The sequence below is a fragment of the Pectobacterium artocarpous genome (genome assembly GCF_046159765.1).
Classification (GTDB): Bacteria; Pseudomonadota; Gammaproteobacteria; order Enterobacterales; family Enterobacteriaceae; genus Pectobacterium.
The window spans coordinates 129,424-149,938 of record NZ_JBJXVK010000003.1 but is presented as its reverse complement, the minus strand read 5'-3'; the positions used below and the strand labels follow the sequence as shown (position 1 = coordinate 149,938).

Sequence of the window (20,515 nt, the reverse complement as noted above, 5' to 3'; positions counted from 1 at the left end):
TAATTAAATCACATTTAATCAATGAATTAATGAAAGGAGAGCAGCATGGAACACGCTAAAACCTATCTCTTTGTGCCCGGTAATGCGCCCCACCGCTTTCAACATGCCGTCAACTGCGGGGCCGATGCTGTGATATTTGATTTAGAAGATGCCGTTCATCCTGATGAGAAAAATCAGGCCAGAGAAAATATTATCCAGTGGGATAAAAATGATACATCCGTCTCTGAAGAAAATTGCAAAAAATATATACGTTTAAATAAATTCGGTTCAATGGCGTTCAGCGAAGACATTAAGTTTCTGAATAAACTCAAGAATAAAAAAAGATTAGAAAATAACGAAGTATCCAAAAACAAAATAGTCACATGGGATATTGTTTTACCTAAAATAGAGTCCGCAGAAATGCTGAATGAAGCACGGGAAATGATAAATCGCAATAGATTGGAAAATGTGAATATTATTGCGATTATTGAAACCGCACGCGGGTTGCATAATGCAGAAGAAATTTGTGCGGCAGGGATAGAAAGAGTCGCATTTGGCTCACTGGATTTCTCGCTCGATATCCATTGCGATCAATCCTTGCATGCCTTGCTGTACGCCAGAAGCCGTATTGTCCTGGCCTCCAGACTGGCCGACTTGCCCCCGCCAATAGATTGCGTCAACCCTGACTTCACGCATCATGACCGGGTGTTAGCTGACGCATTACATGCGCGCTCGCTCGGCTTCTCGGCCAAACTCTGTATCCATCCCTCACAGATCGATGCCGTTCAGCAGGCATTCGCAACGGATCGTAGCAAAGTAGACTGGGCAAAGCAGGTCCTAAAAGCGGCCGAACACAGCTACGCTTTCCAGATAAACGGCGAGATGGTGGATTTACCCGTGATTGAGCAGGCCAGACAGCTATTACGGACACAAAATGTAGATGACTAAACTTGTAACACGAAAGGGGGGTCTTTCTCACGACCACATTCGCCCGGCTTACCACACACGCGTTGGAGCCGGGCCGCTTATTACTTAATGTAATCAATCGTGTTAACGAACCACTCACGTGGGCCGTCTGGCGTATTCACGGTGAATTCCTCATCAACCGCTTTTTTCAGCATCGCACGCGCCATGGGGGAATCGATCGAGATGTAGTCTTTATTGTCGCCGTAGATCTCGTCCGGGCCGACAATTCGCAAGCGCTTCACATCCCCTTGCTCATTTTCGATCTCGACCCAGGCCCCAAAGAATACGCAACCGTCCTGCTGTGGCGAGTAATCAACGATTTTCAATTCCGTCAGACATTTTCGCAGGTAGCGCACGCGACGATCGATCTGGCGCAAGAGACGCTTATTGTAGGTGTAGTCCGCATTTTCTGAACGATCCCCCAGGCTGGCCGCCCAGGAGACAATTTTCGTAATTTCCGGGCGCTTCACATTCCAGAGATGGTCGTGCTCTGCCCGCAGTTTGTCATACCCCTCGCGGGTAATCAGGTTGGTTTTCAAGTCATTAACCCCGTTGCGCTTTAGCGCGTACACCATTCTTCACGATTCACGTGTGCAAAAATCACACGTTCGTTACACAGATTTACAGTTTTGGCTAATAATCTATCAACAGACATAAATATGTCATTTCTATCCCGTACTTTTAGCCACGGAGAGCTACGGAGAACGATTTATGTTTAGCTTAGACGCCATTCTGCAAGATCTTGCCCCGCATCGCCATACGCCACCCTGGCAGAAAACGGTTTTACGTTCTCTGCTATTTGAAAATGAAATGCAACAATTTGCCCGGCGTTACCCACATTTGAAAGGATTGGATCTGGTCGAACAGATTCTTGATTACTTCAACTTCAATTGTGAAATGGTCGAGGGGGATTTAGAAAATATCCCCAGTCAGGGGCCGGTGGTGCTGGTTGCCAACCACCCGATTGGTTCACTGGACGGTCTGGCGCTACTGCGCACCGTCGCCAGCGTCAGGCCCGATGTCCGCATCGTCGCCAGCCAGCTACTCTCTTATGTCGCCCCGCTCAAAAATCTGTTTTTTTCCGTCGATAACTTCAATAACCGCACCAAACGCCAGCAGGTCAGCGCCATCCAGCAGCATCTGGAAGGTGACGGGGCGATTATTGTCTTCCCGGCAGGTGAGGTTTCACGTGCCAGCCTGCAAGGTATTCGTGATGGTCACTGGCACAACGGATTTATCCGCATGGCAAGCAAAGCCCGTGCTCCCGTGGTTCCGATTCATATCAGCGGACGCAACAGCGCGCTGTTTTATCTCTCTTCTATGGTTTATCGCCCGCTATCCACCCTCTTGCTGGTGAGAGAAATGTTTGGTCAGCGCAACCAAACCCTCAAGCTACGCATCGGTGCCAGAATTCCCTATACGTCCTGGAGTCAAGGTGAATGGAACGCCAACGATCTGGCGGCACGCTTCCGGCGCCACGTTTATCGGTTAGGACAAGGAAAACCCGGCTGTTTTTCTGGTGAAAAACCCATTGCGCTGGCCGAAGACCGTGTGATGCTGAAGCGCGCGCTGTCAGAATGTGAAACGCTGGGTACCACGCCGGATGGCAAGGTTGTCTACCTCTATCGTCGCGGTGAAGAGGATTACGTGCCACTGCTACGAGAACTCGGACGCCTGCGCGAAATCGCTTTCCGCGCGGTGGGCGAAGGCTCCGGGCAGCGTCGCGATCTGGACAGTTATGACGATGACTATCTGCACCTGATCCTGTGGGACGAGCACGAACTGGAGATTGTCGGTGCCTATCGTTTTGTCTCGACGGCAAACCTGATCGCTGAAAAAGGCAAAAGTGGTCTCTACAGCCATAGTCTGTTCCAGTACGGCGACGAAATGGATCCGATACTGGCGTCAGGCATTGAGCTGGGGCGCAGTTTCATTCAGCCCAAATACTGGGGCAAACGCGGGCTGGATTACCTCTGGTTAGGCATCGGCGCTTATCTGGCGCGTTATCCAGAACACCGCTATCTGTTCGGTCCGGTATCGCTGTCCGGCGCGTTGCCGCCTCATGCACGCGATTTACTGGTTGCCTTTTACCGCCTGCACTTTTCACCCGATCAGCCGCTGGCAACGTCGCGGCGCCCTTATCCAGCCTCGCTGCCTGATGTACTGAAACAGTTTGAAGGAACGGACTACCAGCAGGATCTCACGCGGTTGAAAAGCATGCTCAGTAACATGGGCTGCGCTATCCCGACACTCTACAAGCAGTATTCGGAGCTGTGTGAACCGGGTGGCGTGCGGTTTATCGACTTCGGCATCGACCCCGATTTCAATAACTGTATCGACGGCCTGGTGCTTGTCGACCTGCAACAGCTTAAAGAATCACGCTATCAGCGCTATATCGCGCCATTTGTCAGCGACAGCGTTTCTTGATTGACCGGCGCGTTAGCCTCTCCACGGACTAACGCGCCACGCCTCCCCCGCATTCTTCTCTTAGACCACACATTTCATACCAAATCCCGCTTACCGTAATTTACGTGTTCAACTGAACGCTTTTCCTGCCGAATTAAAGATATTCTTATCTAGCTATTTTTGCATGCGGCAACCAGCCTGCGCGAACAATCATCCCATCTGGTTACACTCATGAACCATTTCCACCTGCGCGGCACACCAGCAGCCCGTCCGGCACCAATGGCGAAGCAAGCGCAACCCGCCCGTTTAGCCCTCGCACCAACCGGCAACACACAGGATAACTGGGAAAAATTCTAGGTTTATTCCTGCTCGCACTCACCATGATGCGCCAGTATCAACATCATGGTGGTAATCGCGTCAGCCTTTCTGAGAGAAAGGCTATTTTGGGGAAAGTTTTATTTTTTTGGAAACTCATGTTTTTTTGAGAAACTCACGCTTTTTGAGAAACATAGTCCCGACGCGGCTGCCCGGTATAAATCTGGCGCGGACGGTAGATGTTGATCGCTTCCTGCTTGTGCATCTCATCCCAATGCGCAATCCACCCGATCGTCCTGCCAACGGTGGAGATAACCGTAAACATTGACGGTGGCAGCCCCATCGCTTTCAGAATGACCGAGGTATAGAAATCAACGCTCGGGTAGAGTCTATTCTCCAGAAAATACGCATCGGTCATGGCGATATGTTCCAGCTCCATCGCCACCTGCAACAGGCTGTCTTCCGTGCCGAGTTCGCTGAGCACTTCATAACAGGTTTTACGCAAAATCGCCGCGCGGGGATCGAAATGCTGGTAGACCGAGTTGCCGAATCCCATCAGGCGGAAAGAATCACAGCGATCTTTCGCACGTCGTACGAATTCAGGCACGCGATCGACCGTTTTAATCTCTTCCAGCATCCGCATGCAGGCTTCGTTCGCCCCGCCGTGCAGCGGCCCCCACATGGATGCCAGCCCGGCCGCAATGCAGGCAAACGGGTTCGCGCCGGAAGAGCCAGACGCTCTGACGGCCATCGTAGACGGGCATTGACCATGATCGGCATGCAGAATCAGGATGCGGTTCATCGCCCGTTCCAGCACCGGATTGACTTCATATTTCTCTGCCGGAATCGAAAACAGCATGTGCAGGAAGTTGCCCGTATAGGAGAGTGCATTACGGGGATAAACGGACGGCTGTTCGATGGAATATTTGTAGCACATCGCCGCCAGAGTCGGCATTTTCGACAGCAGCCGCACCGCCGCCAGTTCGCGATGCTCTGCGTTATGGATATCCAGGACATCGTGATAGAACGCAGCCAGTGCCCCCACCACCGCACACATCAGCGCCATCGGATGGGAATCGCGACGAAAGCCGCTGAACATACGAGTAATTTGCTCATGAACCAACGTATGGCGAGTGATGTTGTCGGCAAATTTCGCATACGCTTGCGCCGAAGGCGCTTCACCATGCAGCAAGATGTAACAGACTTCAGTAAAGTCACACTGCTCGGCAAGCTGCTCGACGGGGAAGCCACGATGCAGCAGTACGCTATTTACCGCATCAATATAGGTAATCGCCGACTCGCATCCTGCGGTGTTAGCAAAACCGGGGTCATAACTGCATAACCCGTGTTCACCGAGTGGGCGGATATCCACAGCGGCTTTCCCCAGTACGCCGGAACGCATGTCCAGCGCGATGCTCGCCTGCCCTTCTGCCGTCAACGTGGACGTTCTGACTGTCATGCACCTTTCTCCTGCCCGAATAATAGTTTGTTCCCATTCGCTCTCACGGCCTTCCGAATAGGCCATACCGTGCAGCATCCCCTGATTAAAACGGCAAAAAGCCAACGTATGTCATACGCTAAAATCGTGAGCGGGTTGCAAGAATCTGACGGAATATTGATTTAGGTAAATTTTGCGCTCTCGCTTCCCCTTTCTCTGGTCGTAATTTGGCGAATAGCAGCGTTATCGCCGCCGTATTCCAGACGGTGACGGCTGGCATTTTGCACGCTCAATCCGTATAACTGTCCTCACTTATTTACTCCACTATTTACTCCACTAACTTGATGACGATTGATATCAGACCCATGAATGATTCATTAAGCCACATCATCGCCCGCGAATTGCAGGCGCGCACGGAGCAGGTAGACGCGGCAGTCCGCCTGCTGGACGAAGGAAATACCGTCCCTTTTATCGCCCGTTACCGTAAAGAAGTGACCGGCGGGCTGGATGACACCCAACTGCGCCAGCTCGAAACACGCCTCGGTTACCTGCGTGAACTGGAAGCCCGACGCCAGACTATTCTGAAATCCATCGACGAGCAGGGGAAATTAACCCCACAGCTCGCCACCGCCATTAACGGCACGCTGAGCAAAACCGAGCTGGAAGATCTCTACCTACCGTATAAACCGAAACGCCGCACGCGCGGACAGATTGCGATTGAAGCGGGTCTGGAACCGCTGGCCGACGGCTTGTGGCAAGACCCAAGCCAGGATCCTGAGCTGACGGCACAGGCTTACGTCGATGCCGAGAAAGGCGTGGCGGACGTGAAAGCCGCGCTGGACGGTGCCCGTTACATTCTGATGGAGCGCTTTGCCGAAGATGCCACCCTGCTGGCAAAAGTGCGTAACTATCTGTGGAAAAACGCCCATCTGGTTTCCCGTGTCGTGGAAGGGAAAGAGGAAGAAGGGGCGAAGTTTCGTGATTATTTCGATCACCACGAACCGATTGCTCAGGTGCCTTCACACCGCGCGCTGGCCATGTTCCGTGGCCGTAATGAAGGTGTGCTGCAACTGGCGCTGAACGCCGATCCGCAACATGAAGAAGCGCCGCGCGAGAGCTACTGCGAACAGATTATTATCGACCACCTGAACCTACGATTAGGGAACGCGGCAGCGGACAGTTGGCGACGCGCCGTGATTAGCTGGACGTGGCGTATCAAAGTGCTGTTGCACCTTGAAACCGAGCTGATGGGCAGCGTGCGCGAAAAGGCTGAAGACGAAGCGATCAACGTCTTCGCCCGCAACATGCACGACCTGCTGATGGCCGCCCCGGCGGGCATGCGGGCCACGATGGGGCTCGATCCCGGTTTGCGTACCGGTGTAAAAGTCGCGGTAGTGGATGCCACTGGCAAGCTGGTCGCCACCGACACCATTTACCCGCATACCGGTCAGGCCGCTAAAGCCGCGACGGTTGTGGCCGCGTTGTGCCGCAAACATCAGGTTGAACTGGTGGCGATAGGTAACGGTACTGCCTCACGTGAAACCGAGCGTTTCTTCCTCGATACGCAGAAGCAGTTCCCAGATATTAACGCACAGAAAGTGATCGTCAGCGAAGCGGGCGCATCGGTATATTCCGCGTCCGAGCTGGCCGCACAAGAATTCCCCGATCTGGATGTGTCGCTGCGCGGTGCCGTATCCATCGCCCGTCGTTTGCAGGATCCGCTGGCGGAGCTGGTGAAGATCGACCCGAAATCCATCGGCGTTGGCCAGTATCAGCATGATGTAAGCCAGAGCCTGCTGGCGAAGAAACTGGATGCGGTGGTCGAAGACTGCGTAAACGCCGTCGGCGTTGACCTGAACACCGCGTCCGTGGCGCTGCTGACGCGTGTTGCAGGGCTGACGCGCATGATGGCGCAAAATATTGTGGCCTGGCGTGATGAGAATGGCCGCTTCCACAACCGCGAACAATTGCTGAAAGTCAGCCGTCTGGGGCCGAAAGCCTTTGAACAGTGTGCGGGCTTCCTGCGCATCAACCACGGTGATAACCCGCTGGATGCCTCTACCGTTCACCCGGAAGCGTATCCGGTCGTGGAACGCATTCTGGCGGCAACGGAACAGGCGTTGCAGGCGCTGATGGGGAATCCAAACGCACTGCGTAACCTGAAACCCTCCGACTTCACCGATGCACGTTTCGGCGTGCCGACAGTGACCGACATCATCAAAGAGCTGGAAAAACCGGGCCGCGATCCACGTCCTGAGTTCAAAACCGCCAGCTTCGCCGAAGGCGTAGAAACCTTAAACGATCTGCTGCCGGGCATGATTCTGGAAGGGTCGGTCACTAACGTCACCAACTTTGGCGCGTTTGTGGACATCGGCGTCCATCAGGACGGTTTGGTACACATTTCATCACTGGCCGATCATTTCGTCGACGATCCGCACAAGGTCGTAAAAGCGGGCGATATCGTGAAAGTGAAAGTGATGGAAGTGGATCTGCAACGTAAGCGCATCGCGCTAACCATGCGTCTGGATGAGCAACCGGGCGAGACGGCATCACGCCGTGGCGGTGGCAATGCGCGCGGCGATAACAATACCTCAGCGCGTCAGCCCGCAGGTAAATCACGCCCACGTCCAGCCAATGCCCCCGTCGCAGGCAATAGCGCGATGGGTGATGCGCTGGCCGCGGCCTTTAAAAAGCGCTAATCACCTCATGTCGATCGTTTAAGCATCGAGATACACGGGGCGACCACAGGGGTGAGGCCTCCTGCGGGAACCTCCCCCTGTGTTTCCCCTAATAACGGGCTTAAGTGACCTATACCCTAAATAATTCGAGTTGCGTGAAGGCGGCAACCGCGCGACAAATTCGTCGGGAACGAATTTGACCAGCCAACGGCTGGCCTTCGGTGAGAGACAGGATGTCTCTCATTTCATCCCCAGGAGCTTACTCAGGTAAGTGACTGGGGTGAGTAGAGGCGGCCAACGCACAAGAAGCTTGAAGTATGACGGGTATATATTAGCTAATAACCGTTCTACTATTTGCCAGATCTTATTTTCATAAGGTCTGGCATCTTTCTCTTTCCCGCCAAAATATCGCTATTTTGTTTCCCTAATAAAACCACATTTCACTTATATTGAAATATTCAACCATTTCTATATTTTTTTGTGATCTGTATCTAGGTAAATAAATTACCGTTGCGTTATTATTGTTCTATATAGGAAACCATAGTTTTATATATAGAACAATCATGAATATATTCCAACAGCTCGAACACAGTAAAGCGCCAGCAGCCGTCCGTTTGGTGATGATTATTGACTACATCGCTAAACATGATGAAGCCAGCTTCACTGAGATTTGCACTGATTTGTCTATCCCCAAAAGCAGCGTGCACCATCTATTAGAAGTGCTGGTCGTCACGCAATTGCTGCGCCAGCGCGCTGACGGGCGTTATGTTTTGGGATTAAGGCTATTTGAGCTGGGCGGTTTGGTAATAAAGAACATCGATCTGCGTAAAGACACCATTAATTTTATGCATGAGTTGGTCAAAGAGACCGAATTGACCTGCCATCTCGGTATTCTGGACGGCGATAACGGTTTCTTCCTGAGTAAAGTGGAATCGCCCAAGGCCATCGTAAAAACATCCTGGGAAGGGAAGAAAATCGTTTTTAATCGCATGTCTCTGGGAAAAGTATTATTAGCCTGGCTGCCACAGGAAAGAATTGATGCCCTGATTGCTGATTGTTCTTTTGAATATTTAACACCCCGGACCATTACCAAAAAAGAAGATTTCCTACAGCATCTGAAAATCGTCAAGGAACAAGGCTGGGCAATCGACGACGGCGAAGATATAGAAGAAATCTGCTGTATGGCCGCCCCGATTTTTAACCAGAACGGTGAAGTCATCGCCGCCATTGGCGTTAACGGCATGCAATCACAATATGCTAATGGAAAAAAAGAGAAACATCTGGCAAGCCTGATTAAAACCAGCAAAGCGATTACTGCGCATATTAACAGCAGGAATATCGATAGTAGATAATATATTTATCAAAAATAACCAGAGTAAATTTTAATGTGTGAATAAAGTCATGTACAAATCAGCGTGACGGATATGTCACGACATAACGACCTGTAAACGCTAATCAAGCATTACGGGAAAGCCACCTATCACTAAAAATAGGGGAATAGCCATAAATATCAAAAAAGAATACTATTCATTATCAATTTTATAATGGGGACAATCATTTTCACTCATTAATGAAATCGAATAATAACACCTCGGTGTTTTATTCCCCTTATTTATTACTTTATACAAATAACCCATCTGCTTTCACTGAAAGCGGGCTGAATATCTTTTTATTTTTAAATGAGGTCTGTTATGAAAATCAAACAAGCTATTGATAAAATCCCTGGGGGATTAATGCTGGTGCCGCTCTTTTTGGGAGCGCTCTGTAATACTTTTACCCCAGGGGCTGGGAAATACTTAGGGTCTTTCAGTAACGGCCTGATTACCGGCACCATTCCTATTCTGGCCGTCTGGTTTTTCTGCATGGGCGCGTCCATTGAATTTAAAGCAACGGGAACCATGTTGAGAAAATCAGGCGTTCTGGTGATCACAAAAATCGCCACCGCCTGGGTTGTGGCCCTGATCGCAGGCACATTCTTGCCGGGGGATGGCATCCAAAACGGCTTACTGGCTGGGATCTCCGTGCTGGCGCTGGTCGCGGCAATGGACATGACAAACGGTGGTTTGTATGCCGCATTGATGAACCAATACGGTTCGAAAGAAGAGGCAGGCGCCTTCGTCCTGATGTCTCTCGAATCCGGCCCATTGATGACCATGGTCATTCTGGGTGCCAGCGGTATCGCCACCTTTGAACCTCAGCTCTTTGTGGGTGCCGTCCTGCCTTTCCTGATTGGTTTTGTGCTGGGAAATCTCGATCCGGACTTGAGAAAGCTGTTCGGTAATTCGGTACAAACCCTGATTCCTTTTTTCGCTTTTGCGTTGGGCAACACCATTAATTTGGCCGTGATCCTCCAGACTGGCTTCGCAGGAATCTTCCTCGGCGTATTAGTCATTGTTGTCACCGGTATTCCATTGATTATCGCCGATAAATTTATCGGCGGAGGCAATGGAACCGCAGGTGTGGCCGCCTCCAGCAGCGCAGGGGCTGCGGTCGCCACACCTTTGCTCATCGCGAATATGGCGCCGGAATTCGCGCCGGTCGCTCAGCAGGCAACCGCGCTCGTCGCCACCAGTGTGATCGTGACATCAGTATTGGTGCCCATCATCACGGCATTATGGGCAAAACGCTTTTCACCTAAACACGCATAAAAAGGTAACAAAATGGACGTACGGCAAAGTGTACACAGTGAACATGCGAAAACGCTTGATACCACTGAACTGAGAAAGAAATTTCTGATTGAGCAGATATTTACGCCAAACCACTACACCATGACTTACAGCCACATCGACCGTATTGTGGTGGGCGGAATTATGCCGGTGGATGGCGAGATCACGTTTGATGACGGTATCGGCAAACAGTTTGGCGTGAACTATTTTCTTGAGCGGCGCGAGTTGGGGCTCATCAATATCGGTGGCCCGGCAAAAATCGTCATCGACGGTACAAGCTATCAGGTTGGCAATGAGGAGGCGTTGTATGTTGGAAAAGGCGCTAAAGCCTTAGCATTCAGCAGCCTGGACAAAGCCAAGCCAGCCAAACTGTATTATAACAGCGCTCCGGCGCATGCCGTTTACCCGACACGCATCATTACGCAGGATGACGCGATCAAAGCACCGCTGGGCGATGTGAAAACCTGCAACAAGCGAACGATTTGCAAATATCTGGTGCCGGAAGTGGTGGACACCTGCCAGTTGAGCATGGGATTAACGCGTCTGGCGGAAGGCAGCAACTGGAACTCCATGCCGACGCATACCCATGAGCGCAGAATGGAAGTGTACTTCTATTTTGATATGGCGGAAGACACCATTATCTTCCACATGATGGGTGAACCGCATGAAACGCGCCATCTGGTGATGCATAACGAGCAGGCGGTGATCTCCCCCAGTTGGTCGATTCACACCGGTGTCGGCACGAAAAACTATGCCTTCATCTGGGGCATGATCGGCGAAAACCTAACGTTTGACGATATGGATCATATCGCGATGTTGGATTTACGCTAATCCCTCTGGCGTTATGCCGATAGAGGAAGATGTAACAGGGTGAACCCTATTCACCCTGTTTTTTATAGCGTCGGTAAGAGGCCGAAGGACCTCCTTCAAGGTTATCGACACAGTTCGCCCCTCTCATCCTCTTCACGGCCACCGCGCTCACCATTTCAGTGCAATACCGCCGCCAACGCCCCACACCGTGCACCAAACCAAAGACTCGCTGCAATTGATTAGCTGACTAACAGATGAGTAAACATTGGTATAGAAGTTGCTTCTGTCCTTACTCTACTATGACAACAATAAGGACCTGCAATGCAACTCTCATCCATCGCCCGCACCATTACCGCCGCTTGCCTGATGCTATCGTCTCATGCGCTGTTGGCCGATGACGCCAAACCGGGCGTCACGATATACGCCACCGGCGGCACCATCGCCGGAAAAGCGGCCTCCAATACCGCCACGACAGGTTATCAGGCGGGTGCGATCGGCATTCAGGAGTTGCTGAACGCTGTGCCAGCGATTGGTGATGTCGCAACGGTAACCGGCGAGCAAATCGCCAACACTGCCAGCGGAAATATCGACCAGGCCATCCTGTTGAAGCTCTCCAAAGCAATTAACAAGCAGTTAAGCGATGCCAACACGCACGGCGTCGTCGTGACTCACGGTACTGACACGCTGGAAGAGACGGCGTTCTTTTTGGATCTGACGGTAAAAAGTGAAAAACCGGTGGTTATCGTCGGCGCAATGCGTCCCGCCACGGCTATCAGCGCAGACGGCTCCATGAACCTGCTGGAAGCAGTGACGTTGGCGACGAGCAAGAACGCAGAAAAACGCGGTGCCATGGTGTTGCTCAACGATCGCATCGGCTCCGCCTTCTACACCACCAAAACCAATTCCACGTCGCTGGACACGTTCAAAGCCAATGAACAAGGCTATCTGGGCGCATTCTACGGCGGCGTGCCGCGCTTCTTTTACCAGCCAGCCGCCCCGGAAAACAAGCCATTCTTTGACGTAAGCAATAAGGAATCGCTGGCGAAGGTCGACATTTTGTACAGCTATCAGGATCAAGACAGCGGCCTGCTGAATGCCGCCATTGAACAGGGCGCGAAAGGCATCATTATCGCGGGTAGCGGTAACGGCTCTACGCCCACTCGCGTTAAAGAAGACATTAAGAAAGCGGTCGCAAAAGGCATTCCGGTGATAATGAGCACGCGCACTGGCAACGGCTATGTCACCGATAAGAAGAAAGACGGCGCTATCGGCAGCGGATTCTACAACCCGCAAAAAGCACGCATTCTGCTTTCGTTGGCATTATCGAACGGCGACGACATCGAGAAAATCCGTACCTATTTCGAGCAGTAATCGCAAAGTCAGCCGTAATCAGCGGTATCCCGTCACGTGAAGCGGTCGGGATACCTTTGCAAAATCAGGTATTATTTTCGCGATGACCGCATTAGTAATCCAGCTCTACCGGTACGGGGTAATCCTGCAATTTAGCCGCCCCGCCTAACGTCTCACGAATCGTGGCGGAATAGCGCGTGGTTTCCATTCCACCGACAAGATTATCCAACTCGCTAAAGGCAAAGCGTAACGAACGATTATGAGCCCAACTTTCCAACGGTGCCAGATGATAGGTGAAATACACCACCGTCAGCTCCTGATTCACACGATCGATTTTCTCAATGCGGCTCACCTGCATACGGCCGTAGCACAGGTCGCCATGTTGACGCCAATTCTTCTCACCGACAGGCGATAACCGATAGACCTTGCCTGTTCCTTCAGGCGTCACGTGTGTCAACCCCGCTTCCACCAGCGCGTGTAAACGTCCACTGTTCCAGGGTGAATCCCCTTTAGGACTATGAACCGGCCACAGTTTCTCGCCCAGACACAGCGGCGGCTCCGCATCAAAAAACTCCTGTACGCGTTGCTGGTAATCCTGCTCACTGAGCTGCGCCCACGCCGTAAGAGGCGACAATAGTCCGAATGCGATTAATACCGATATTTTCATTTTGCCAGCATCGCCTCATTCACTTCCTTGTAGGCCTCATCGACCGATTGGTAGGACTGTTGCGTGATCACACGCTTGCGCTCCGACCATTCATAGAGCGGCACACCGGGATCGTCCCGTGAGGCTTTAAAGTCGTAAATGGTTAAAATGACTTTTGTGGGATCAAAGACATTTTCCCCCTGCTTCCTTGCCGTCACCAGAAAGTAATGCTTTCCAGACAGAAATAGCCGATTATCCTGCACCAGAAAATCCGCCGCAGCGGACAGACGATAGTCGAACCAGGTAAAGGTATTACTGTTGGCTACCGGCATAATGCTATGCCCACCGTCTGGACGGCGGACAAAAAAAGTCATCCCGAGATTAGGGTGTGAGGTATTGTTATCAAACTGGGCGACGACGACATAATCTTTCCCACCGTCCTGATTAAGATCCACCCGATTAATACCGTCTTTCAACACCACTGGAGACAGCGCCGCAGCCGTATTGCTGATCGCGCAGAGCGCCAGCCATCCTACAAATTTATTTAACATCACGTGTCCTTACTAATCGGAAGCCAATATCTGGCATAAAAAAACCGGGCGTGTGCAGATCGCAGCTTGCAAGACTGTGCGTCCGTTCCAGATAACTTCCACCGCAAAAGTAGTACATCGTTTTGCCACCCTCTACGGCATAAGACTCATTCAGCCATTCGGATACATTACCGCTCATGTCGTAAAGCCCCAGAGCGTTGGGACGCTTCGATGCCACCGGCACCGTGCCAAACGAGGATGAGTCAGAGGGAAACTGCGCCACACGCTCAGGATGTTCACTCCCGGCATAGCGCTGTCCGTACGTCCCTTGCGCCAGTCCCTTGCTGCCACCTCTGGCCGCAATTTGCCATTCTGCCAGCGTTGGCAAACGGTAACCCGAAGCCTGCGGATTCTCACGTATGGCTTTTTCACTGCCATCATCCGGCGCACGCTGTAGCGTTTTGCCGTCTGCTGTCAGGTAGTAAGGCGGCAGCCGTTCCCGTTCACTCAGCGCATTAGCGAAAATCACCGCATCCCACCACGACACATTGGTGACAGGATGAAGGCCGCCGTCCTGTTCAGGCGGCAAACAATCTTCAAAGGTCGCGCCGTTACAACCACCGCTGAGCTGATAACCGTGCGCATCAGCCCACTCCAGCAAAGCATGGTATTGCTGATAGGTGATTTCCGTTTTCGTCATGGCAAAAGATGCAACAGACGTGTTGGTATGGGCGGCATAGTCTTCCGAGCCGAAGACCGACCCAACATAGAAATTGCCCCCTTTAACCACCACCTCATCGGGAACAGCATTCTCTGCTTGAGCCACTAAGAGGGGAAAGGCGCAGAATAGTCCAACGATTAGCGTTTTCTTCAGCATGACGATACAGGTTCAATTTCGATGTTAGACAGTGGCACGGAGCAGCAAGGCAGAATGTAACCATCAGCGATATCTTTACGTGAGATGCCACCAGAATGATCCATGTTGACGCTGCCGGACGTCAGCCGTACTTTGCATACACCGCAGTAACCAGAAGCACAGCGATAAGGCAGTTCGACACCCGCTTCATAGGCAGAACTGAGCACGCTTTCATTCTCTGACATGGGAAAATCGATAGCCGTATCGCGAATATGACACTGAAACTTTGACATTACATCCCTCCTACGAGACGGCGCAGCAACTCCTTCTGCAAGAGTTTATTTTCCTTTTTGAAGGTTGCTGAGGCAACCGCGTTCTCTTCAATCCTGCGGAGTAAATAGGGCAACGACTTATCAAGCGGACCGTAAGGCAGGTATTTACAAACGCGGAAACCCGTTTGCAGCAGCGAATAAGTAATATGATCGCCCAGCCCGTAAAGCTGGCCTACCCAGGTGCGTTCCGCTCGTAGCGAGTCACTCGCCATAATCAAAGCGAGACTTTCCTCGTTGTGCGTGGCGAAAAACGGGGCGATTCGATCCAGACGCGGTGCGATGTAATCCACCGCCGCATTATAACTACGATCCGTTTCCTGTTTGGTTGCAAAACAGCGTATGCCCCCGTTCACGCGTTTCTCATCTTCGAGATAAGCACCGCGCACGACTTTCACGCCGAGCAGGAAATTATCCTGACAGGCTCGCTGGTAGCACTCGTCGAGAAAACGCAGTTGATCCTTTAGATAAAATTGCAGCGTCAGGGTGATTACCGCGCTATCGCGGTTGAATTCACACATCATGTCCAGAACCAAACGATCCACTGCCGGCTGAATCGCGGTCTGCTCCGCATCAACCATCACACGCACACCATGAGAGCGAGCATAATCGAACAGACGTGAGAAACGCGCGACGATACGTGACCATGCGCTGGCGGATGCCTCATCCAGCGTGAGCCCTTCACTTTGCCGGGCATACACGGCAACACTACCCAGCGAAGACGGTTTGATCACGACAAAAGGCAGGCTATCCGTTTGCTGCGACATCTCGATAAGGCGTAGCGTATTTTCCATCGCCTTATCGAACTGCGTCTCGTCATTTTCCCCTTCCACTGCATAGTCCAACACACAAGCAATGCCAGAGCGCGCCAAAAAAGTTGCTGTACTCTGAACCTCCTCCAGCGTTTCTCCGCCAAAATAAATGCTGTTAACCAAAGAGAAAAGGCGTCCCCGTGGCCGGGCAAGGCACTTTTTCAACGTAAAAAGCGACAGCCGACGTGTCAGCCTGTGCGTTAGCGTTGCTGTCGCACAGTATTTAAAAAACAGGGTCCTTGACGTGTAACGATGGTAGATAGCGTAAAGATCGTTAGGCATGATGGTTCCAGATCCATATCAATCCGGCACGTTTTCGCGCCGGAATCATGAGAGTTAGATATCGGCGGTTTGTCCGCGATACAGACGACGTACGATGTCGTCATCGTTAAACTCTTCACGCTCATGAATGACACGACGGTTGTCCATAATCAGCAGGTCACCATCTTCCCAGAAGTGTTTGTAGTAGTAGCGTGGCTGTTTTAAAAACGCCCCGAGTTCCTGGAAGAATGCATGGGTTTCATGATCGGTGAAACCGACAATCCGCGGCTCCCAGCTAGCTGGTTGTCCTTCGTCAAATGGGAAATAAATCAGCATCTTTCTGACCCATCCCAAATCGGTGAAGACTGGCACCTTGAACCAACCGTCCGGAGAAACATCCACGTAATAGCCCCGTTCCAGCACACGAACTTCGAACGTTTCCTCTTCCAGTACGCGCAGTAGGTGAGCCGGCATTTCCTGACAGGCCAGAGCATGGTCACATACCGTCGTCGCTCCACGGAATTTGACGTTTTTAATCTCAGCCGCGTAGAGGAAGACCTGATCCACCTGTGACAGCAGCAGGCCACCGTCAGCGTGGAAAGGAAGCTGACCACGCCCGGTAACGATTTTTCCTTTTTCCCCCTCCAGCTTCAACGTATCGCGATAGCCGAAGCCCACGCCGATCTTTTCATCCGCATACTCCACGATCGTTCCATAAGCCGAGTAGATATCGCGGAATGTGTCACCATCGATGTCGAGATTTTTGACCACGACAAATCCCTGACGCATCAGTAAGTTTTTAATCGTTTCGGTCTTGGCTTCCAGAAAGTCCCGATGATCGATATACGCGCCAAAACCGGACGGCATGATCGGATTAAACTTCACTATTTCGCTCATTTTCTTCCTTATCCTCAGTATTTTTTGCCAAGCACATTTTTGAAATGTCCCTGAGCGTCACGAGCCTGGAACGCTGCTTTATGGACAGCTTTGGAAGCGTCACGGGTTTGTTCCAGTAGATGGATGAACGGCTTGTTGACCGCTCGCTTCGTATTAATGAATGCAGAAGCCGGGTAGCCGGCCATCACGTGCGCCTGTGTGATCGCGGCATCCAGCAGCGCACTGCTCTCCACCACCTGATTAACCAGCCGATAGTCCACACAGCGTGGAGCATCGAGCGACTGGCACTGGTAGATGATTTCCTGCATTGTGCTAAATCCGTGGGTGAATCCCAGGATGGCGGCGCCAACCGAGCACCCGATACCATGCTTAAGCTCCGGCATCACAAAATTTGCTGTCGACGCCATCAGTCGCTGGTCAAACATCAGAGCGAACTGGAACCCCATACCAATCGCATAACCATCCACCGCCGCGATCGTTGGTTTATTCACATTCAGGACGGCCTGATACAAATCAATCACGCGGTCAATCCACTCTTCGATGTCCTCGCTGCGTGATAGCAGCTTAACTTCGTTGAAATCTCCGCCAGCGGAAAAGGAACGCGCTGCCCCGCCATACACTACGACAGCTTGCACGCTGTCGTCGGCATTGGCTCGCGCCAGCGCGTCCTTCACACTGTTTTCCAGCGAACGACTAAAGGGGTTATGTTTGTTCGGATGATCCAGCGTGATCACCCGAACCTCACCGGTATTTTCTTCCAAAACCATAGTTAGTCCTTTTAAATCAGTTCTTTAAGCTGAGATGGCGTCACATCTGTAATGGCGAGTCGGCCACGGAGGAAGGCTTGATAAACACGGTAGGTAAAGCGACTTTTGGTCTGGTAGTTATCCACCGTTGACCCGAGAACATTCGCAAAGGCCTGATTAACGGAGGAACCTTCGTGAATGCCGATTTTCTTGCGCCAGACAATGTCTTTCGGCAGCAATTGCAGAGAATCAGCGTATTCACGCAGGATGTTTTTGACTTCGTTGTCGAAAATTTTGTAATCAGGATGTAGCGCATGACACAGCGAGATTAAGGAATGGCTCCAGAAGGGGTGGCGAATATCAATGCCGTAACGGGAAGCGCCGTGGGTGGCAAACTCCCCCGTCCAACGCGTCCGATACACTTGCTCGGCAAGCAGTTGATTCGGGTTGTCATAATGCGCTCCCGGTTTCAGTATGCCGCCAAAGAGCAGGTCGGAACCGTATCCGGTGAGCATGCAAGACACCTGTCCCTGCGCTTGACGATAGACATTGAACAACCCGGATTGGATTTCAGCAGATAAGCCGTCAAATATTTCGTTGTAATAGATGGATTCGATGATGCCGTTGATCACCTCGGTTTCGGACAGAATTTTCACCTGATGGTGCGTGCCGAGTGCATCAGCAACCTGCTGAGAAAACTCAAACTCATTGCTGAGTTCCGTACCAATCGAATACGTATTCAACTGCTTGAAATGACGACTGGCGAGCGCCGTTACCAGGCTGGAATCCAGACCGCCGGACAATGGAATCCCCACGGTATCAAAGCGCGGCGCTAAATCCTCAAGCGGCGCATTCAGGTAGCGCTCAATCAATGCCAGCAGCGGTTCACGCGGGAGCGCTAGCAATTGGTTGCTGGCTGGAGTGGTCAGCGTGCGGCTTTCAACAAAAGGATAACCTTCGCTATCGTGTGTAAGGACATGCACCGCACCCGGTTTAAGACGCTGCGCATTTTTCACCGGCGTATAGGTATCCGCCCGCATCAGCGACTGGCACACCAACGCCTCTTCTTCAAACCACAGCGCGTCTTCACCTTCTACCGCAGTAACCAACTTCAGGCTATTGGTCATCCAGGTTTTTTTGCCCTGTACGACATGAACCGGTGAGAAACCACGCGACTCGGTAATCACCGTCAATTCGCCGTTTGGTTCATCAATGAAAAAACAGAAGTCACCTTCAGCCAGCGCCAGTGCATTCGCACCCAGACGCGTGAACAGCAACGCCAGCAGTTCGGCATCATTAGCCAGATAAGCCTCGCCCTCCCACACGCCGACCAATCCGATCAGACATGTCCGATTGTACAGCGACCCTATCAGGTAGGCCGGCCCTCTTTCCATCTCACACTTCTGATAATGGCCATTCTGTTCGATAAAAAGATAGCCATTAGATAATGCTTCGCCCTTTCCGTCGAAGTCGCGTTGGAGAGTATTTATATCGGCATCAGAACCTTTATAAACAACGCAAAAACTATTGCTCACAGTAATAACCCTTACCTTAATAACAACATGAGAGAAAACAACGTTTGAATTCGTCACGTATCATAGAAAAGGCAAAGATAAATATTAACCGTGTAAAAGTTCAGCTAATGTGTTTCTTTTAGATAGGGAGTAACTATTCTTTTGGATAGGCTCCTCCCTATTGGCAATGATGAATACATGCTAACGGGCGTCCATATGCCTCATCATTGCAGGTTCACAAGGGGAATGGAAAAGATTTAACTCAAGTGCTTTAGTTATAGCATGGCGGGAATTGATAACATCCAATTTGCGGACTGAGTTGTTAATATGGAACTTAACGGTGACCTCACTAATACCTAATATACGAGAAACTTCTTTGTAAGTTCGTCCACTACTCACCAGGAAAAGCACTTCGGTTTCACGCGGGAAGAGTAAGGCATTTCTTGAATTATCGGGGGGTTTATCTTGATCGTTGATAGCTCGCTGATAGGCCATCACTTTTTCATGTACGTTCACAAGCAACATCTGCAAATCATTTTCATAATTCTTCATGCATTTTTCGAAATTCGCATCGTCCAAATGGTTAGCTATACTCAGCGTCGCCACATTATTATCATGATCGTGCAAAACAAAGGTATAACCTGAACTTATATCGTGCTGTACAGAAGAAATAAAGACATCCTGATTCTTGGCTCTTAGCGTCACAAGATCGTTATCATCCCAGGAAAACGGCGTGATACGCGCTAATGAGGAAACAATTATAGGGTCACTCAGAAACATCTCTTTTTTTATATATTCCTTCATCCACGTTTCTGGATAATTTGAAATAATATAAGGTTGGCTGGTAGCGTTTTTACTCATCATAAAATAAGAAAACCATACATCACCGACCCCTTTCAACTTCCTTTTTATAAAAGAATGGATTTCATGATCCATATTACCCTCTCTTACCGACTTTGCTAAAACATTAAAAAACACTGTTTCCCTCAGAGTAAAATATAATTATTTTTAGTTATATCAGATATAATCACTAATATTTATCAAGGCGAAAAGTTATCAACTACCATACAAATAGTCAACATTTTATATACATGACCTGACGCAACAATAATTAATAGGATTACTATTATTCGTAATATTATTTACAACAAATAAATGGTAGTAACCGGATTGCTGTGCGTTACTGCCCCCAGGCCATAATACCTTAGAGACGCAGACCATTTACTGATTATGGGAATCGGAAGGTGTTAACCGGTGAGGAGAAAAGAGAGCATCGGACGCAGAAACGACACGTCCGATGCGAATACGGTTAGCGT

General features: G+C 50.8%; 19 protein-coding genes. 8 read left to right on the top strand and 11 right to left on the bottom strand.

The features are described 5' to 3' along the window. Window positions 1–45: 45 nt before the first annotated feature. The gene (locus ACKQAD_RS02760; protein ID WP_409158738.1) at window positions 46–927 is read left to right on the top strand and encodes an HpcH/HpaI aldolase/citrate lyase family protein; all 882 of its coding nucleotides are present in this window, start codon (window positions 46–48) and stop codon (window positions 925–927) included. A gap of 80 nt (window positions 928–1,007) precedes the next feature. Here ACKQAD_RS02760 and greB read toward each other — a convergent pair whose 3' ends face one another. After that, complete coding sequence (greB, locus tag ACKQAD_RS02755; RefSeq protein WP_409158737.1) at window positions 1,008–1,484, bottom strand: transcription elongation factor GreB; 477 nt, start codon at window positions 1,482–1,484, stop codon at window positions 1,008–1,010. 172 nt (window positions 1,485–1,656) lie between these two features. Here greB and olsF point away from each other — a divergent pair, with 172 nt between their 5' ends. Both olsF and ACKQAD_RS02745 read left to right on the top strand, forming a co-directional pair. After that, entirely contained in the window at window positions 1,657–3,372 is a 1,716-nt protein-coding gene (gene olsF, locus ACKQAD_RS02750; RefSeq protein WP_409158736.1) for a bifunctional ornithine lipid synthase OlsF, read from the top strand. A gap of 210 nt (window positions 3,373–3,582) precedes the next feature. Continuing rightward, the gene (locus ACKQAD_RS02745; protein ID WP_409158735.1) at window positions 3,583–3,708 is read left to right on the top strand and encodes a hypothetical protein; all 126 of its coding nucleotides are present in this window, start codon (window positions 3,583–3,585) and stop codon (window positions 3,706–3,708) included. 133 nt (window positions 3,709–3,841) lie between these two features. On the opposite strand, the gene ACKQAD_RS02740 is transcribed toward ACKQAD_RS02745, so the two are convergent. Continuing rightward, window positions 3,842–5,125 (bottom strand): citrate synthase, encoded by a 1,284-nt coding sequence (locus ACKQAD_RS02740; RefSeq protein ID WP_409158734.1) that lies wholly within the window; start codon window positions 5,123–5,125, stop codon window positions 3,842–3,844. A gap of 344 nt (window positions 5,126–5,469) precedes the next feature. On the opposite strand from ACKQAD_RS02740, the gene ACKQAD_RS02735 reads away from it, so the two are divergent. The 5 genes from ACKQAD_RS02735 (at window position 5,470) to ACKQAD_RS02715 (ending at window position 12,629) form a co-directional block, all read left to right on the top strand. Continuing rightward, entirely contained in the window at window positions 5,470–7,803 is a 2,334-nt protein-coding gene (locus ACKQAD_RS02735) for a Tex family protein (protein ID WP_409158733.1), read from the top strand. A gap of 542 nt (window positions 7,804–8,345) precedes the next feature. Continuing rightward, window positions 8,346–9,134, top strand: coding sequence for an IclR family transcriptional regulator (locus ACKQAD_RS02730; RefSeq protein ID WP_409158732.1), 789 nt, complete (start codon window positions 8,346–8,348; stop codon window positions 9,132–9,134). A 339-nt stretch (window positions 9,135–9,473) separates the two neighbouring features. Continuing rightward, window positions 9,474–10,430, top strand: a complete 957-nt coding sequence (kdgT, locus tag ACKQAD_RS02725; protein ID WP_409158731.1) for a 2-keto-3-deoxygluconate transporter — start codon at window positions 9,474–9,476, stop codon at window positions 10,428–10,430. Between the two features lie 12 nt (window positions 10,431–10,442). Next, complete coding sequence (gene kduI, locus ACKQAD_RS02720; RefSeq protein WP_409158730.1) at window positions 10,443–11,279, top strand: 5-dehydro-4-deoxy-D-glucuronate isomerase; 837 nt, start codon at window positions 10,443–10,445, stop codon at window positions 11,277–11,279. A 300-nt stretch (window positions 11,280–11,579) separates the two neighbouring features. Beyond that, window positions 11,580–12,629 (top strand): asparaginase, encoded by a 1,050-nt coding sequence (locus ACKQAD_RS02715; protein WP_409158729.1) that lies wholly within the window; start codon window positions 11,580–11,582, stop codon window positions 12,627–12,629. Between the two features lie 91 nt (window positions 12,630–12,720). On the opposite strand, the gene ACKQAD_RS02710 is transcribed toward ACKQAD_RS02715, so the two are convergent. The 9 genes from ACKQAD_RS02710 to carR form a co-directional block, all read right to left on the bottom strand. Beyond that, window positions 12,721–13,275, bottom strand: a complete 555-nt coding sequence (locus ACKQAD_RS02710; RefSeq protein WP_409158728.1) for an SEN1982 family lipoprotein — start codon at window positions 13,273–13,275, stop codon at window positions 12,721–12,723. Continuing rightward, window positions 13,272–13,805 (bottom strand): carbapenem self-resistance protein CarG family protein, encoded by a 534-nt coding sequence (locus tag ACKQAD_RS02705; RefSeq protein ID WP_409158727.1) that lies wholly within the window; start codon window positions 13,803–13,805, stop codon window positions 13,272–13,274. The genes ACKQAD_RS02710 and ACKQAD_RS02705 overlap by 4 nt, the downstream gene beginning before the upstream one ends. After that, the gene (locus tag ACKQAD_RS02700) at window positions 13,795–14,661 is read right to left on the bottom strand and encodes a formylglycine-generating enzyme family protein (RefSeq protein WP_409158726.1); all 867 of its coding nucleotides are present in this window, start codon (window positions 14,659–14,661) and stop codon (window positions 13,795–13,797) included. Before ACKQAD_RS02700 ends, ACKQAD_RS02705 begins: the two co-directional genes overlap by 11 nt. Then, window positions 14,655–14,933 carry a 2Fe-2S iron-sulfur cluster-binding protein gene (locus ACKQAD_RS02695; RefSeq protein WP_409158725.1) on the bottom strand — a complete coding sequence of 93 codons (279 nt, stop codon included), beginning with the start codon at window positions 14,931–14,933 and terminating at the stop codon, window positions 14,655–14,657. The genes ACKQAD_RS02700 and ACKQAD_RS02695 overlap by 7 nt, the downstream gene beginning before the upstream one ends. Further along, a complete protein-coding gene (carD, locus tag ACKQAD_RS02690) occupies window positions 14,933–16,063 on the bottom strand; it encodes a carbapenem biosynthesis protein CarD (RefSeq protein ID WP_409158723.1) in 1,131 nt (376 codons plus the stop codon). Before carD ends, ACKQAD_RS02695 begins: the two co-directional genes overlap by 1 nt. Before the next feature lie 54 nt (window positions 16,064–16,117). Continuing rightward, window positions 16,118–16,939 (bottom strand): TauD/TfdA dioxygenase family protein, encoded by an 822-nt coding sequence (locus tag ACKQAD_RS02685; protein WP_409158722.1) that lies wholly within the window; start codon window positions 16,937–16,939, stop codon window positions 16,118–16,120. Between the two features lie 14 nt (window positions 16,940–16,953). After that, a complete protein-coding gene (gene carB / locus ACKQAD_RS02680; RefSeq protein WP_409158721.1) occupies window positions 16,954–17,706 on the bottom strand; it encodes a carboxymethylproline synthase in 753 nt (250 codons plus the stop codon). A gap of 11 nt (window positions 17,707–17,717) precedes the next feature. Continuing rightward, entirely contained in the window at window positions 17,718–19,220 is a 1,503-nt protein-coding gene (carA, locus tag ACKQAD_RS02675) for a carbapenam-3-carboxylate synthase (RefSeq protein WP_409158720.1), read from the bottom strand. A gap of 180 nt (window positions 19,221–19,400) precedes the next feature. Beyond that, window positions 19,401–20,135, bottom strand: coding sequence for a carbapenem biosynthesis transcriptional regulator CarR (gene carR / locus ACKQAD_RS02670; protein ID WP_409158719.1), 735 nt, complete (start codon window positions 20,133–20,135; stop codon window positions 19,401–19,403). Between the last annotated feature and the right edge of the window lie 380 nt (window positions 20,136–20,515).

Excerpts from the sequence above, each read along its gene's own strand:
- ACKQAD_RS02730 (WP_409158732.1), top strand. The coding sequence starts at position 8,346 with ATGAATATATTCCAACAGCTCGAACACAGTAAAGCGCCAGCAGCCGTC.
- carB (WP_409158721.1), bottom strand. The coding sequence starts at position 17,706 with ATGGTTTTGGAAGAAAATACCGGTGAGGTTCGGGTGATCACGCTGGAT.
- ACKQAD_RS02695 (WP_409158725.1), bottom strand. The coding sequence starts at position 14,933 with ATGTCAAAGTTTCAGTGTCATATTCGCGATACGGCTATCGATTTTCCC.
- kduI (WP_409158730.1), top strand. The coding sequence starts at position 10,443 with ATGGACGTACGGCAAAGTGTACACAGTGAACATGCGAAAACGCTTGAT.
- ACKQAD_RS02740 (WP_409158734.1), bottom strand. The coding sequence starts at position 5,125 with ATGACAGTCAGAACGTCCACGTTGACGGCAGAAGGGCAGGCGAGCATC.
- ACKQAD_RS02735 (WP_409158733.1), top strand. The coding sequence starts at position 5,470 with ATGAATGATTCATTAAGCCACATCATCGCCCGCGAATTGCAGGCGCGC.
- ACKQAD_RS02745 (WP_409158735.1), top strand. The coding sequence starts at position 3,583 with ATGAACCATTTCCACCTGCGCGGCACACCAGCAGCCCGTCCGGCACCA.
- carD (WP_409158723.1), bottom strand. The coding sequence starts at position 16,063 with ATGCCTAACGATCTTTACGCTATCTACCATCGTTACACGTCAAGGACC.
- ACKQAD_RS02715 (WP_409158729.1), top strand. The coding sequence starts at position 11,580 with ATGCAACTCTCATCCATCGCCCGCACCATTACCGCCGCTTGCCTGATG.
- ACKQAD_RS02685 (WP_409158722.1), bottom strand. The coding sequence starts at position 16,939 with ATGAGCGAAATAGTGAAGTTTAATCCGATCATGCCGTCCGGTTTTGGC.
- ACKQAD_RS02705 (WP_409158727.1), bottom strand. The coding sequence starts at position 13,805 with ATGTTAAATAAATTTGTAGGATGGCTGGCGCTCTGCGCGATCAGCAAT.
- ACKQAD_RS02710 (WP_409158728.1), bottom strand. The coding sequence starts at position 13,275 with ATGAAAATATCGGTATTAATCGCATTCGGACTATTGTCGCCTCTTACG.
- ACKQAD_RS02760 (WP_409158738.1), top strand. The coding sequence starts at position 46 with ATGGAACACGCTAAAACCTATCTCTTTGTGCCCGGTAATGCGCCCCAC.
- kdgT (WP_409158731.1), top strand. The coding sequence starts at position 9,474 with ATGAAAATCAAACAAGCTATTGATAAAATCCCTGGGGGATTAATGCTG.
- olsF (WP_409158736.1), top strand. The coding sequence starts at position 1,657 with ATGTTTAGCTTAGACGCCATTCTGCAAGATCTTGCCCCGCATCGCCAT.
- carR (WP_409158719.1), bottom strand. The coding sequence starts at position 20,135 with ATGGATCATGAAATCCATTCTTTTATAAAAAGGAAGTTGAAAGGGGTC.
- ACKQAD_RS02700 (WP_409158726.1), bottom strand. The coding sequence starts at position 14,661 with ATGCTGAAGAAAACGCTAATCGTTGGACTATTCTGCGCCTTTCCCCTC.